The organism is Mycoavidus cysteinexigens (assembly GCF_003966915.1).
In the GTDB taxonomy this organism is placed as follows: Bacteria; Pseudomonadota; Gammaproteobacteria; order Burkholderiales; family Burkholderiaceae; genus Mycoavidus; species Mycoavidus cysteinexigens.
Map to the genome: position 1 here is coordinate 2,628,437 of NZ_AP018150.1, position 14,083 is coordinate 2,642,519.

The 14,083-nt window shown below is 49.4% G+C and carries 17 protein-coding genes; 8 read left to right on the plus strand and 9 right to left on the minus strand.

Translation table 11 applies throughout. The annotated features are described in order from the left end of the window. Window positions 1–2: 2 nt before the first annotated feature. Entirely contained in the window at window positions 3–1,019 is a 1,017-nt protein-coding gene (gene cydB, locus MCB1EB_RS11180; RefSeq protein ID WP_045364217.1) for a cytochrome d ubiquinol oxidase subunit II, read from the plus strand. Beyond that, on the plus strand, window positions 1,019–1,207 hold the full coding sequence (locus tag MCB1EB_RS11185; protein WP_026921614.1) for a DUF2474 domain-containing protein: 189 nt from the start codon (window positions 1,019–1,021) through the stop codon (window positions 1,205–1,207). The genes cydB and MCB1EB_RS11185 overlap by 1 nt, the downstream gene beginning before the upstream one ends. Here the strand turns inward: MCB1EB_RS11185 and MCB1EB_RS11190 are convergent. Beyond that, on the minus strand, window positions 1,193–1,972 hold the full coding sequence (locus tag MCB1EB_RS11190) for a phytanoyl-CoA dioxygenase family protein (RefSeq protein ID WP_045364214.1): 780 nt from the start codon (window positions 1,970–1,972) through the stop codon (window positions 1,193–1,195). The two genes, MCB1EB_RS11185 and MCB1EB_RS11190, sit on opposite strands and share 15 nt — an antisense overlap. Window positions 1,973–2,073: 101 nt before the next feature. Between MCB1EB_RS11190 and MCB1EB_RS11195 the strand changes: the two genes are divergently transcribed. The 3 genes from MCB1EB_RS11195 to MCB1EB_RS11205 are packed head-to-tail and all read left to right on the plus strand — an operon-like array spanning window position 2,074 to window position 3,536. Then, window positions 2,074–2,259 (plus strand): hypothetical protein, encoded by a 186-nt coding sequence (locus tag MCB1EB_RS11195; RefSeq protein ID WP_126354030.1) that lies wholly within the window; start codon window positions 2,074–2,076, stop codon window positions 2,257–2,259. An 18-nt stretch (window positions 2,260–2,277) separates the two neighbouring features. Further along, entirely contained in the window at window positions 2,278–3,186 is a 909-nt protein-coding gene (locus tag MCB1EB_RS11200; RefSeq protein ID WP_045364211.1) for a glucosamine kinase nucleotide-binding domain-containing protein, read from the plus strand. Window positions 3,187–3,245: 59 nt separating this feature from the next. Then, a complete protein-coding gene (locus tag MCB1EB_RS11205; protein WP_026921617.1) occupies window positions 3,246–3,536 on the plus strand; it encodes an H-NS histone family protein in 291 nt (96 codons plus the stop codon). 27 nt (window positions 3,537–3,563) lie between these two features. Here the strand turns inward: MCB1EB_RS11205 and MCB1EB_RS11210 are convergent, their stop codons facing one another. From MCB1EB_RS11210 to MCB1EB_RS11245, 8 genes are all read right to left on the minus strand, one after another. After that, window positions 3,564–4,622, minus strand: a complete 1,059-nt coding sequence (locus tag MCB1EB_RS11210; RefSeq protein WP_045364208.1) for a D-2-hydroxyacid dehydrogenase family protein — start codon at window positions 4,620–4,622, stop codon at window positions 3,564–3,566. A gap of 555 nt (window positions 4,623–5,177) precedes the next feature. Beyond that, entirely contained in the window at window positions 5,178–5,984 is an 807-nt protein-coding gene (locus MCB1EB_RS11215) for an ankyrin repeat domain-containing protein (protein ID WP_045364205.1), read from the minus strand. A gap of 190 nt (window positions 5,985–6,174) precedes the next feature. Then, complete coding sequence (gene leuD, locus MCB1EB_RS12220) at window positions 6,175–6,816, minus strand: 3-isopropylmalate dehydratase small subunit (RefSeq protein WP_045364203.1); 642 nt, start codon at window positions 6,814–6,816, stop codon at window positions 6,175–6,177. A gap of 3 nt (window positions 6,817–6,819) precedes the next feature. After that, window positions 6,820–8,226 (minus strand): 3-isopropylmalate dehydratase large subunit, encoded by a 1,407-nt coding sequence (gene leuC / locus MCB1EB_RS11225; RefSeq protein ID WP_045364200.1) that lies wholly within the window; start codon window positions 8,224–8,226, stop codon window positions 6,820–6,822. A gap of 200 nt (window positions 8,227–8,426) precedes the next feature. Beyond that, complete coding sequence (ptsP, locus tag MCB1EB_RS11230; protein ID WP_045364197.1) at window positions 8,427–10,181, minus strand: phosphoenolpyruvate--protein phosphotransferase; 1,755 nt, start codon at window positions 10,179–10,181, stop codon at window positions 8,427–8,429. A gap of 49 nt (window positions 10,182–10,230) precedes the next feature. After that, the gene (locus MCB1EB_RS11235) at window positions 10,231–10,500 is read right to left on the minus strand and encodes an HPr family phosphocarrier protein (protein ID WP_026921623.1); all 270 of its coding nucleotides are present in this window, start codon (window positions 10,498–10,500) and stop codon (window positions 10,231–10,233) included. After that, complete coding sequence (locus MCB1EB_RS11240) at window positions 10,472–10,942, minus strand: PTS sugar transporter subunit IIA (RefSeq protein ID WP_026921624.1); 471 nt, start codon at window positions 10,940–10,942, stop codon at window positions 10,472–10,474. Before MCB1EB_RS11240 ends, MCB1EB_RS11235 begins: the two co-directional genes overlap by 29 nt. Window positions 10,943–11,060: 118 nt before the next feature. Further along, entirely contained in the window at window positions 11,061–11,399 is a 339-nt protein-coding gene (locus tag MCB1EB_RS11245) for a P-II family nitrogen regulator (protein WP_026921625.1), read from the minus strand. Between the two features lie 240 nt (window positions 11,400–11,639). Here MCB1EB_RS11245 and MCB1EB_RS11250 point away from each other — a divergent pair, with 240 nt between their 5' ends. From MCB1EB_RS11250 to MCB1EB_RS11260, 3 genes are read left to right on the plus strand one after another with little or no spacing between them, the layout of a single operon-like run. Next, complete coding sequence (locus MCB1EB_RS11250; protein ID WP_045366181.1) at window positions 11,640–11,894, plus strand: accessory factor UbiK family protein; 255 nt, start codon at window positions 11,640–11,642, stop codon at window positions 11,892–11,894. Window positions 11,895–11,915: 21 nt separating this feature from the next. Beyond that, entirely contained in the window at window positions 11,916–13,448 is a 1,533-nt protein-coding gene (locus MCB1EB_RS11255; protein WP_026921627.1) for a YifB family Mg chelatase-like AAA ATPase, read from the plus strand. Between the two features lie 52 nt (window positions 13,449–13,500). Continuing rightward, on the plus strand, window positions 13,501–14,067 hold the full coding sequence (locus MCB1EB_RS11260; RefSeq protein ID WP_045364194.1) for a TlpA disulfide reductase family protein: 567 nt from the start codon (window positions 13,501–13,503) through the stop codon (window positions 14,065–14,067). The last annotated feature ends 16 nt before the right edge of the window (window positions 14,068–14,083 follow it).

A 14,083-nucleotide genomic window follows, 5' to 3' on the forward strand; every position in this document is an offset into this window, starting at 1 on the left:
CCATGGGCATCGATCTTCCGCTCCTTTGGGCCGTAATTATTTTATTTGGCGTGATGATGTACGTCATCATGGACGGCTTTGATTTGGGTATCGGCATACTCTATCCTTTTTTTAAAAAGAAGGAAGACCGCGATGTCATGATGAATACCGTCGCACCCGTTTGGGATGGTAATGAAACCTGGTTAGTGCTTGGCGGGGCAGGTTTAATGGCGGCTTTTCCGATTGCTTACGCGGCCGTGCTGAGCGCCTTTTATTTACCGCTCGTCTTCATGTTGGTGGGCTTAATCTTCCGTGGCGTCGCGTTTGAATTCCGCTTCAAAGCAACCGAGCACCAGCAGCACTTCTGGGATAAAGCATTTATCGGCGGCTCCATCGCCGCCACTTTTTTTCAAGGTGTCACGTTAGGCGCATTTATTCATGGCATTGACGCGATAGATATTCATACCGGCGCTTACATAGGCAACGATATATTGCACTGGCTTACGCCATTTTCAGTGTTTACTGGTTTGGGCTTAGTGGTTGCTTATGCTTTACTCGGCAGCACTTGGCTCATCATGAAGACCGACGGCGAGCTGCAACAACGCATGCGCATACTCACCCGCCCTCTAGCTTGGATTCTGTTAGCGGTTATCGCAGTGATTAGCCTCTGGACCCCGCTTGCGCATGAGGCGATTGCGCACCGCTGGTTTAGTTTGCCCAATTTATTTTATTTCCTGCCCGTTCCATTATTGGTCGCGCTGACGATGTATCATCTGCTCAGAACCACCAAGTATGCTCATGCCGCCCCATTTTTACTCACCTTAGCCCTTATCTTTTTAGGTTACAGTGGGTTGGGCATTAGCGTGTGGCCCAATATTGTCCCGCCCCATATCACCATTTGGCAGGCCTCTTCGCCAAGCCAAAGCCAGGGCTTTGCGCTAATTGGCGTGCTCCTCATTTTGCCAGTGATCTTGCTATACACGGCATGGAGTTATTACGTTTTTCGAGGCAAAACCCGTCACGGCGAAGAGTATCATTAATGTCTAACAACGTCTCTGACCCCAACGAATCACCCACGCAACCTCCAGTCAGCAAACCGAACCTAAGCGGCTGGAGCAAAAAACTAGGCTGGTTTATTGGACTCTGGGCCATCAGCGTGCTTGCCCTAGGCGCTGTCGCCTATTTATTTCGCATACTGATGCACGCGGTGGGCTTAAGTCCGACTTGAAACCAGCGCAACCTCATCCTGGGCAGCAGAGCGGGAATTGGGCAGTGGTGGATTGCTCACGCCATGATAGGTAAAAACTAGCGAAAATTTTACCGCGTCGGTCTTATTTGGCCCTGCCGAATGCAAGGTATTGCAATGAAAAAACACCACATCCCCCGCTGCCAGCTCAGTCGAGCAAGCCGTCTGCATTAACTCAATATTTTCCGGCTGCTCGGCGCGAAAAAACTTAGCCTGATCAAAGCGCTCAGCGGACAACTGCAAACGATGAGATTTAGGCACAAACCAAAGAGCGCCGTTTTCGGCCTTTTCAGGACCGAGCGCCAGCCAGACAGAAATCAGGTCATCGCGCTCAAATGACCAATAGCGAGCGTCGCGGTGCCAACCCGTCAAGCTGCCGTATGCTGGATGCTTCGTCATGATGCAGTTATGATGCGCACGCGACAGCACCGCCGGCTCGCCCCAATACCTCTCCATCCAGGCTGCGATCTGTGGCGTTACAGCCCATTCTCGAAATAACGCATCACGACCATACGCATCTAGCAACCGACGCACGGTCTCGCCGCCTGCCGCTTGCCGCGATGTGGGTGCGCCGGGATAGCGCAAATCGGCTTCATACTCGAGTGGCGCTGCGCCCACGGCCAGTTGCGTCTCAGCGACATTTCTAAGCGCCGCGCAACGTTTAGCATCGACTAATCCACGCACCACTACAAAGCCCTCTTCACGCAGCACCGCCATCTCTTGCTTTAATTTCAAATTATCGACCATCGCCTATTCGCTCACCCAAAATTCAGATTATGACTACCCTTAGACATATTTAACCAAGCTATCAACTATACTGAAAAAGTAACCACGAAGGAACGGAGACGATCATGAATTACCCAACGCTCGATGACTTCATTCTGCTACTTCCACTGGCTTTGGCTGGCGCCATTATGCTGGGTTCGATTCCGGTCGCCTCCAAATTCAAATTAACTAGCTTACGGATCATGGGGGCAGTACTTGGCGCTTTATTTGGCTTAATTTTTATTGAAGGATTGCCTGCTTTAATGTAGCCCCTGATAATACTGGGCATGACTTCATCCGAAATACTCAAGACACCTTATTATCTAATCGGGATTGATGGTGGTGGGACTGGCACGCGCGTCTTGTTAGCGGATGCACATAATACGGTACTCGCCCAGGCACAGGGCGGGCCTTCAGCGCTTGGGCTCGGGGTGAATGCCGCCTGGCGGGAAATTATCATGCTATGTGCCGCTGTATTTAACCAAATCGGAAAATCCTTCGACTCGACTCAATGCGCACTGGGGTGCGGTCTAGCCGGAGCTGATAATCCAGGCTGGCGCGCCGAATTCATTGCGCAAGCGCCTTTATGCCAAACGCTTGCCGTTGAAACCGATGGTTATACAACCTTGCTGGGCGCTCATAGTGGCCAGCCTGGTGTCATCGTCGCACTTGGCACCGGGAGCGTAGGCGTAGCGTTAAATGCCGAAGGCAAACGCAAGATCATAGGCGGCTATGGCTTTCCTTCCGGCGATGAAGCCAGTGGCGCAGCCCTAGGTCTGCGGATAGCACAGCACGCTCAACGCGCCCTAGACGGGCGGGCTGTGCGCGATGCATTTGCTAACGCTATCCTAAAAGCGCTTGGCGTAGATGACCGGGAAAGCATGCTCACATGGCTAGGCAACGCTAGACAAACCCAATTCGCAGCGCTAGCGCCACTGGCTTTTGCTTATGCTGACCACCCGTTTGCCCAAACGCTGCTCACCAGCGCGGGCGCTGAAATCGCCAATATGATAGATGCGCTCGATCCAAGCCACACTTTACCGATTGCGCTATGCGGAGGGCTCGCGGCGGCTTTCACTCCCTATGTACCCATCACCCACAGCACCCGCTTACGGCCTGCGCAAGGAAACTCTGTGCATGGAGCATTAAAGCTCGCATTATGTAACAACCGCACTGATTTTCATTTTTGCAAATAAACTTTTTATGAGATCGTTTATAATTCGGTTTTGTTTTAATATCAAAGGGAAAGCAAAAGATGCCCACTTATCAGGCTCTACAACTCCAAATTGAACAATTGCAGGCACAAGCGCAAGAAGCTCGGAAAAGAGAATTGACTAGCGTTATTGCTGAAATTAAGCAAAAAATAATAGATTACGACTTAAGTTTGTCAGATCTAGGATTTACCAATTCTAAGCCGTCCCGAGCTGGCGCCAAAGCACCACAGCCGCCTAAATATAAAAACCCACGCACAGGACAAACCTGGAGCGGCCGTGGTAAGCCGCCGCATTGGATCGCCGGAAAAAACAAAGATAAATTTCTGATTTAATCTTAAAATAAGCGATAGTCCCATCCACTATGCACGCGCAATTTCGGGCATAGTGGAGATGTGCTCACCTCGCAAATGGCGGTGATTCGATGATAATGCCTCTGGATTAACAGCATTATAAATATCACCTCTTAGATAAGCCAATACGTTTTCAAACGCGGCGCGGAAATACATTTCATAACTTTCACGCTCTACATAACCAATATGTGGCGTGCAGATTACGTTTTCCATGCGCAGCAAGGCGTGGCCCTGCAGAATCGGCTCACTTTCATAAACATCAATTGCAGCCATCCCGGGACGGCCCGTCGCTAACGCGCGTACAAGCGCATCTTCTTCAATCAATTCCGCCCGACTTGTATTGACAAATAAAGCCGTTGGCTTCATTTCCTGTAAATCAGCATAGGTTACTATGCCACGTGTTTCGTGATTTAAGCGCAAATGTATACTGAGCACGTCGCTCTCGGCAAAAAACGCCGCACGGCTTAGTGCGACCTCCAAACCATCCGCCTGCGCCGCCTCAAGCGAAGCTTCGCGCCCCCAAATCACCACCCGCATCCCAAAGGCACGTCCATAGCTCGCCACCAGCTTACCCATTCGGCCATACCCCCAAACCCCCAGGGTCTGCCCGCGCAATACCTGGCCGAGTCCAAAATTTGGCGGCATTGCCAAGGTTTTTAACCCTGACTGCTGCCACGCACCTTGTTTCAAATTATTGACATAATGAGGAATCCGGCGCTGCGCTGCCATAATCAGCGCCCAAGTCAATTCTGCTGGCGCAACTGAAGCACCTTTACCTTCGAGCACAACAATGCCACGTTCAGTACACGCGGAAATATCGATATGCTCGCCAACGCAACCTGTTTGGCTGACGATTTTAAGCTTGGGCAGTTTATCTAACAAAGGTTCGCCAACCCGCGTGCGTTCACGGATAAGCACCAGCGCCTCAATTTCAGCCAAGCGGTTAGGAAGCTGCCCTAAACCACGCACCATGTGGTTAAAAATCTTAACATCATGATCGGCCAGCAATTGAAAGCAATCTAATTTTCGAACAGCGTCTTGGTAATCATCAAGAATAGCTATTTTCATGGCCGGAATGTAGAAGAAAAGGGTTAACGTTGAATATGACCAGGTACTGTTAAAACAAGTGTTAAACAGCTCCTTTTTAACAGGCTATTTATTGATTAAAAAGAAGCTAACTTCGGATGCCTTAACAGGGCGAAGTGTTTTTGACAGACATTTAGAATTAAGGTTGAGCTCCAATTATCTGCTCAGCATTTTCTTTCTCAATAATTATAAATTTAAGAGAATTACTATGGTAATGTTTTTCTTCGATTTTTTGATTGCCAACGCTGATTTCAGACCTTGAATATTCATGATTCTTACTAAATTCTGCTGATCCGATCTTTTGCTAGAAAAATAATCATTAAAGCACAGGTTAGATTTCGTAAAAACACGCTGTACGCTTTTTACGAAGCACCCTAGAATTAGGCGAAGTTACTCATCCCTACGGGATAACTTAGAATTTTTTTTGGCAAGAATTTTATCAACTAACGTTGACACCCATAATAATCAAATCGATTTAAGTTTAATTCTAGTTTATTGCTAGCTAGCAGGCATAGGAAAATCATTTACATTAACCCATTAATTTATAGTGCCACGCGTAAGTAGTTTAATTCGCATCTGATCATCATTCTGGCCTATAGCTATATATTTCGCGCTTAGCCGCTCACTAGGGCTCATTGTTTTGGCCAATATCTCCCGATCCAAGCCACTCTGTGGAATAAATTTTTTATGCAAATAGAGATTCTTCATGAATTGAATCGTTTGCTTGCTTGCCGATTCGTATGCAATTTGCAAAATTGTTTTTCCATCTAGATTAAGCGCATAAAAATCCACACCCTTTTTAAATAAGCGCGCTAGCACATCGACACCGTCTTTTGAGGCAGCAATATGTATTGGACGATTGCCAGAAATATCTTCCCTGTTTATATCCACGCCTCGATTAAGCAACAAACGAGTTATCAGACTATCTTTTTGGGCCACAGCAATGTATAGCGCCTCTTGCCTCTCATCAGTGGTCATATTTTGTACTAATGATAATTTCTGATAAAAATTAAGCAACAAACCCGTCTCATTAGACAAATAACACTGCTTTAGGCCAGAAATCTCTCTCGGTATCTCTTGAAAATTTTTTTGATGGTCCCTAGCCGCATGGATCTGCGAGTAACTTATTCGCGCTTGGCGCTGAGTCTCAAACGCCGATGAAGACACGTTCTTCATATTAGGCGCCTGAGATAAACCTGAGTCCACTTTTACCGATGAAGAAACCTCAGCAAACGAATGGCGACCACGCTTTTTACTACTTCCAGCTTGCTCTCCAAAGACACAGGCATCATCACCGCCTTCAAACGGTCTTTTCTGTACTCGTATCACAATAAACTCCAGCATCGTATGTACTAAGCAAAACTCTATAATTTGCTTAGCGTATTAAGCAAGCATTCGAGCACCAAAATAAACTTCACAAATTTTAGTTTATGCTTTCGATGACAAAATTTAAGTCGACGGTATACATACCAGTGTACTAATACGAAATAACTTAGCAGAGTTTATGTCGCCACGACTACCTCGCCTCCCCCGATCATCGAATGTCAAGCCAAGGCTGGTTTAATAACCGCGCCGCCTCAAATTGCTTAATCTTTTCCGCCTGCTGCAGGGTCAATCCAATTTCATCTAATCCATTGAGCAAACAGTATTTATGAAAGGCCGCCACCTCAAAAACATATTCTTGTCCGGCTGGCGTGCGCACACACTGCTTATTCAGATCAATGCTCAATTGATACCCGTGATTCGCATGTACCTCATCAAATAATTGGTCAACTTGCTCTTTAGTCAACACAATCGGCAACAGACCATTTTTAAAACAATTGTTATAAAAAATATCTGCAAAGCTAGGTGCAATAATGGCGCGTAGGCCATATTGCTGAAGCGCCCATGGCGCATGTTCACGCGAACTGCCACAACCAAAATTCTGGCGCGCGAGCAAAATCGATGCGTGTTGATAACGCGGCTGATTCAACACAAAATCTGGATTTAAAACTCGCTGCGCCGGGTCTTGTCCAGGCTCGCCTGGATCAAGATAGCGCCACTCATCAAACAGATTAGGGCCAAACCCGGTGCGCTGAATGGATTTTAGAAACTGTTTTGGAATAATCGCGTCCGTATCGACATTAGCGCGATCAAGCGGAACCACAAGGCCAGTGTGAAGAGTGAATTTTTCCACGAGTTATATCTTCCGAATATCCACAAAATGTCCTTCTATCGCTGCCGCAGCAGCCATCGCAGGGCTCACTAAATGCGTGCGCCCTCCGGCTCCCTGGCGCCCCTCAAAGTTACGATTTGAGGTTGAAGCGCAGCGTTCGCCCGCCTCTAGACGATCTGCATTCATCGCTAAGCACATTGAACAACCCGGTTCACGCCATTCAAATCCAGCTTTCATAAAAATTTGATCCAGCCCTTCTTGTTCAGCTTGCGCTTTGACTAAACCTGATCCTGCAACCACCATTGCCAGCTTAATATTAGGTGCTATGCGCCGCCCTAACCTTTGCACAACCTGGGCCGCAGCGCGTAGATCTTCAATCCGCGCATTGGTACACGAACCAATGAAAATTTTGTCTAACTGGATCGATTGCAGCGGCAAGCCTGGTTTAAGCGCCATATACTGTAAGGCGCGTTCAACTGCGGTGCGTTTAACTGGGTCCAATTCATCTTCAGGGTGTGGCACTTGGGCATCGATTGCCACGACCATCTCGGGAGAGGTACCCCAAGTGACTTGCGGTTTGATGGCTGTAGCGTCAAACTCAAGCACCCGATCAAACTGTGCATCCGCATCCGAAACTAACGTCCGCCAATGAACCGCCGCTTGCTCCCATTGAGCTTGCGCAGGTGCAAATGGACGGCCACGCAAATATTCTAACGTGGTCTCATCAACCGCCACCATACCAGCGCGCGCACCGGCTTCGATCGCCATATTGCACACGGTCATGCGGCCCTCCATACTGAGCGCGCGGATGGTTGAGCCGGCAAACTCGATGGCATAGCCAGTACCCCCAGCGGTACCTATTTTTCCAATTACCATAAGTACCAGGTCTTTGGCTGTACAGCCTGAGGGCAATTGCCCATTAACCTTGATCAGCATATTTTTGCTTTTCTTTTGCATCAGGGTTTGCGTCGCCAATACATGCTCCACTTCCGAAGTGCCAATACCAAACGCCAGCGCACCGAAGGCGCCATGTGTCGATGTATGTGAATCACCGCAGACCACTGTCATGCCCGGTAAAGTTGCGCCTTGCTCCGGGCCAATAACATGCACAATGCCCTGGCGCAGATCATTCATTTTGAATTGCACGATGTCAAAATCCGTGCAATTAGCATCCAGGGTATCAATTTGTAATTTCGAGATCGCATCTACGATCCCATGCGCTCTCTGTACCGTGGGTACATTATGATCAGCCACGCCCAAATTAGCGCCGATGCGCCATACGGGGCGCTGAGCCAGCCGTAAACCCTCAAAAGCTTGTGGGCTGGTGACTTCATGTAGCAAATGGCGGTCGATATAAAGTAATGCCGTACCCTCTTCTTCTGTATGTACGACGTGTGCATCCCAAAGTTTATCGTATAAAGTTTTAGCCATTTTTTTCAATCAGAACTGTTAAATTGCGACGCCGCGCTTTGTTAACATAAACACTATGAACTCATGCTTGCAAAGCGAATCCGAAATTTCCAGCTTCACTGCGCAGCAATATCTGTCAGCCCCTGGCGCAGATTAGCGCTGCATTAAGCCTTGCTCTTTTTAGTTAGACTGCTTGGCGCTTGGCCCAACGTCATGGCGCCTTAAACTTGCGCCAAGCGGTGCAGCGCTGCTTGCAACTCGGCCGGCTCATACGCAGCCAGGACTTCTTTCACCGACATTTCGAGCGTTGGTAGATGAGCCCGCAAGATTTCTTGCTTAACCACCAACAGTTGACTCAGATGTGTTGAGAATTCTGTTAAACCCATGCCAAGCAGTAGACGGGTAAACACAGGATCCCCAGCCATTTCACCGCATACGGATACCGATACGCCAGCTTGTTTTGCTTGGCGTAAAGTATGAGCAATTAAATGCAAGACGGCGGGATGCAAGGGGTCATACAAATGGGCCACCGCACTGTCCGAGCGATCAATCGCAAGCGTATATTGAATCAAGTCGTTCGTGCCAATCGACAAAAAATCAAAGTGCTTTAAGAAAAGCTGAACCGCAAGCGCAGCCGCGGGAATTTCGATCATTGCGCCAAGCTTAAGCTCTGAACTGTAAACCATCCCAGCGTCATCGCACTGGCGCTTAGCTTGCTTCAGCAGATCGAGCGTTTGCGCAATTTCTTGCGCGTGCGCCAACATTGGGATAAGTAGCTTAACTGGCCCAAAAGCCGAAGCCCGCAAAATAGCGCGCAGTTGAGTCAAAAACATTTGCGGTTCGGACAAACTCCAGCGAATTGCGCGTAGGCCCAGCGCAGGATTCACCGCAACCTCAGTATCTCCATCACGCAGATCAAGCGGTTTATCTGCGCCCACATCAATTGTGCGAATCGTGACCGGCAAACCTTTCATCGCTTCAACCACCTGCCGATACGCCTCAAACTGCTCTTCTTCGCCAGGTAGATCGTAGCGGTTACGCATGTACAAAAATTCTGTCCGAAACAGGCCAATGCCAACCACTCCAGCAGCCAGCGCAGCCGCGGCGTCTTCAGGTAACTCAATATTTGCGTACAGCCCGATGGGCGTGCCGTCTAGCGTTTGCGTAGGAGAGAATTTAAGCCGCTGTAATTTGCGTTGCTCAAGCGTTTTTTCACTCTGTCGGTAAGCATATTCTTCCAGCACCATTGGCGTAGGATCAACGATAACGATACCTTGTGCGCCATCTACTATGATCAAATCATCTTGGCGAATCAAGGAACTGGCCTGTTGCACGCCAATCGCTGCTGGAATGCCCAAGCTGCGCGCCATAATTGCCGTATGTGAGGTTCGCCCGCCTAAATCTGTGACAAAACCATGAAAGATTTTAGATTTAAATTGCAACATATCGACAGGCGCAATATCGTGCGCCACGATAATCATTTCATGATGGTTATCCACCTTTGCGGCTTTATCGGCAGCGACCGCGGCAAAAGATGAACCGGCCAGCGCTTTTAATACGCGCTCGACAACTTGTTCAATATCTGCTTTACGCTCACGTAGATATTCATCTTCAATCTCATCAAAATGGCGGCCCAAACGCTCGAGCTGTTCCATCAATGCCCATTCGGCGTTGTAGTGACGAGTGCGAATTAAATCAACGGCGGCTTCAGCCAACATCGTGTCACGCAGAATCAATGTGTGCAGGTTGACAAATGCACTCATTTCGCTTGGCGCATCGGGCGGCAATTCCGCGCATAAAATCTCAAGCTCGCGCTGCGCAGTATCTTGCGCCGCGCAAAAACGCGCGACCTCCGCTTCGATTTGGTCCGCATCAATGAAATAATGATCGACTTCAAGCCCGGTAGGCGCAATCAGATAAGCCCGCCCGATCGCGATACCGCTGGATATCGGAATTCCATGCAGCATGAAAGACACGAGGATCTCCTAAGATAGTTTTTATTCTTTAAAACGCTCTAACCACGGACTATCCTCCCTCTCCAAATTTGTCCGCGATCAACGCCAACATTGCCGCCATAGCGTCTATTTCATCGACTCCATCTGCTTCAATGAGTACGCTACTACCGAGGCCAGCAGCCAACATCATAACGCCCATAATACTTTTAGCGTTGATACGACGACCGTTACGGGTAATCCAGATTTGGCATTGGTAGCGCGCGGCAAGTTGCGTCAATTTGGCAGAAGCGCGTGCGTGTAGGCCCAGTTTATTAATAATGGTGGTTTCTTGTTGTAGCATGGCGCTCCGGTTGGTAAAGCTCAGATAAAGATGAGGCGCATGGCAACGAAGCTGAAGGACCAACGATAGCCTGAATGCCTTTTGCTCCACCCGCTAACGCCTTCTCCGCCAATTGGGCAAGCGGGGTGGTACGGTAGCAAACTGCCCGCACCAACATAGGTAAATTAACGCCAGCCAGCACCTGCACCTGTGGTAGGTGCGCCAACTGACTAGCGATATTGGCGGGAGTCGCCCCAAAAAGATCGGTCAACACCAACGCGCCATTGTCTTTTATTAAATCAGACAGTGCATGCTGCGCTGCGGCAAGAAGCTTTGTTGGATCGCTATCGGGCGTAACGTCAATCGCCCCAATCCGCGCTGGCAGCTCGCCGTAAATATGCGCCAAACAGGATTTCAATGCGCTCGCGAGCGGAGCATGAGCGACGATTAGAATACCTGCCATATTAGCCCAAGGTAAAAGACTTTATGACTATGCAATGCGTTGGTTGAATATACCATATCATGGCAACAAGATTAGCATATCCCAATAGAAAGATGTTAGTGCTGCTTCGCACCAATCCTTAAAGCGCATTCGCGCCCGTTTCGCCCGTCCGAATCCGGATCGCTTGCTCGATCGGCGCCACAAAAATCTTGCCATCGCCGATTTTTCCTGTGCGCGCAGCACGCTCAATCGTATCAATCACTTGCTCGACAAGCTCTTTCGGTACGGCGATTTCAATTTTTACTTTAGGCAAGAAATCAATTACATATTCAGCGCCACGATATAATTCCGTATGCCCCTTCTGTCGCCCAAAGCCCTTAACCTCAGTCACAGTAATCCCAGAAATACCAATTTCTGACAAGGCTTCACGCACTTCATCGAGTTTAAATGGCTTGATGATTGCGGTAATCCACTTCATGAGAAACTCCGTCAAAAAACTCCAAAATATTGATCTAGTCCAAATGGCCAATTCAAGCACAATAGCCGCAAGGACGGGAAACATTCATGCTACAGTCGCTCTATCTAAATGCAATGTATATCATTACGCCAATACCCAACCGTGACTAGTATGGCATATCATTGATTTTCATAGCGTAGCCATTGTCTCACGCATCTTTCGTTTTTTACGCACAGCTTCTGTGCATTGCTCCGAGGACACATCATGAAACCTAGCGAACTCTTTCAAGACTTGCAAACAAAAATTTCCGATTTACTCAAAAATTCACCTGTCAAAGATATTGAGCAGAATATAAAAACTATGCTCACACAAGGTTTTGCTAAACTAGACCTGGTCACGCGCGAAGAGTTCGAGATTCAAACACAAGTGCTTGCACGCACGCGAGCCATGGTTGAAGAGCTTGCACAACGGATTACTCAGCTTGAGCGCGAACTCAATGCGACCAAAACGAACTAAATTAGTATTGGGCAGCAACACATGTCGCTTGCCGTGGTCCGCAGCCGCGCGCTCACAGCGGCGAGCGCGCTTGAAGTCACCGTTGAAGTCCATCTAGCCAACGGCTTGCCGGCCTTTTCAATTGTCGGTTTACCCGAGCTTGAAGTTCGAGAAAGCCGAGAGCGGGTACGCGCAGCGCTGCAAAATTCTGGTTTTACTTTTCCTGTACGCCGTATCACGGTCAATTTAGCGCCGGCTGATTTACCAAAACAATCGGGCCATTTTGATCTACCGATTGCGTTAGGTATTCTGGCCGCTAGCGAGCAATTACCCGCAGAGGCGTTAAACACCCGCGAATTTGCCGGCGAATTATCTCTGACGGGTGCTTTGCGGCCGATGCGCGGCGCTTTCGCCATTGCATGCGGGCTGGCTGCCCAAGTCGCAGCTCATCCGTCGCGTCCAATCCCTGCGCAGATTTACCTACCGTTAGAGTGCGCCGCTGAGGCTGCGCTCGCGCCGCACATTATGGCTTTCGGCGCGCCTGATCTACGCACCCTATGCGCTCATTTAGCCGGTTTGCTTAATCCTCCGCTCCAACCGTTTAAACCGATTGCACCAGCAGTCCCCGCCCCTTTACCCGATATGGCCGAAATTATCGGCCAAAACACCGCTAAACGCGCGCTTGAAGTAGCGGCAGCGGGAGGCCATCATATTTTGTTAATCGGCCCACCTGGTTCCGGCAAATCGATGTTAGCCGCTCGTCTTGCGGGTATCTTGCCCCCCATGTCTGATGCCGAAGCGCTGGCTTCTGCAGCTTTATTAAGCGCAAGCGCGCTAGGCTTTGCGCCAACCCAATGGCGGCGGCGGCCGTTTCGCGCACCGCACCATTCTGCCAGCGCTACCGCCTTAATTGGTGGCGGCAATCCTCCTCGGCCAGGAGAAATTACACTTGCTCATCATGGGGTATTATTTCTGGACGAGTTACCGGAATTTAACCGGACTGCGCTTGAAATGCTGCGAGAACCCCTCGAAACCCATGCCATCACTCTTTCACGCGCTTCGCATCAGGTTGAATTTCCTGCTGCATGCCAATTAGTTGCCGCGATGAATCCTTGTCCCTGCGGCTGGTTTGGCGATACCAAAGGACGCTGCCATTGCTCGCCCGAAAACGCTGACCGCTACTGGCGTAAATTATCCGGGCCGCTTTTGGATCGGATTGATCTACAAATTGAGATGTGCGCGCTGACTCCCGCCGAATTGGCCGAACGCACTACACTTCCAGCTGAGACCAGCGCCACCATAGCCGCCCGTGTCAGCGCCGCACGCACGCGGCAGCTTGCGCGGCAACAGCAGCCAAACTGGCTCTTAACGAGCCGTGAGATCGACACAGTGTGCCGGCCAGACCATGCTGGAGAAACTTTATTGCATCAGGCAGGCTCTCGCTTCGGCTGGTCAGCGCGGACGTATTATCGGGTACTTAAAGTGGCGCGCACCATTGCCGATCTGGCAGACGCTAAAATACCCGATGCGTCCCATATCGCTGAAGCCATTCAGTATCGACGCGTGTGTAAATAAAGCGAAAAAATTATCGTTGATTTAAGGCTAATTATTCTTCACAATTTGCATTATGCGTATTTTTCAGAGCGCTTGCTCTCCTCACTGCCGGCTTATCGCCTATCTCATTGCATTGATCATCGCCACCGTCTTAGGCTGCGCCACATGGTTCACGTTCAATGCGGCGCCCCGCGCGCCCAATGTGACATTCACTCTTCTTTCAGGCCAAAAAATTTCAACCGAACAACTCGCCGGCAAGGTTTATCTGGTGAATTTTTGGGCCACAAGCTGCCCTAGCTGCATTCAAGAAATGCCCACGCTAGCGCACGCCTACAACACCTTCAAAGACCAAGGGCTTGAAGTCATTGCCGTAGCAATGAGCTACGATACGCCGAGTTATGTAAGAAATTACAGTCAAACGCGCCAGCTGCCATTCAAAGTAGCGCTTGATGACGGTAATGCCGCCCAGCAATTTGGCAAGATTCAACTTACTCCTACGACTTTTGTAATCGATAAAGGTGGACGCATTTTGAAACGCTATACTGGCGCGCCAGAACCACGCGAATTACACCAATTACTCGAAGCGGCGCTCCGCTCGGCGGATGCGCGCATACAGCCACTGCTGCGCAGCAAACCATAACCAATACATTGGCTAA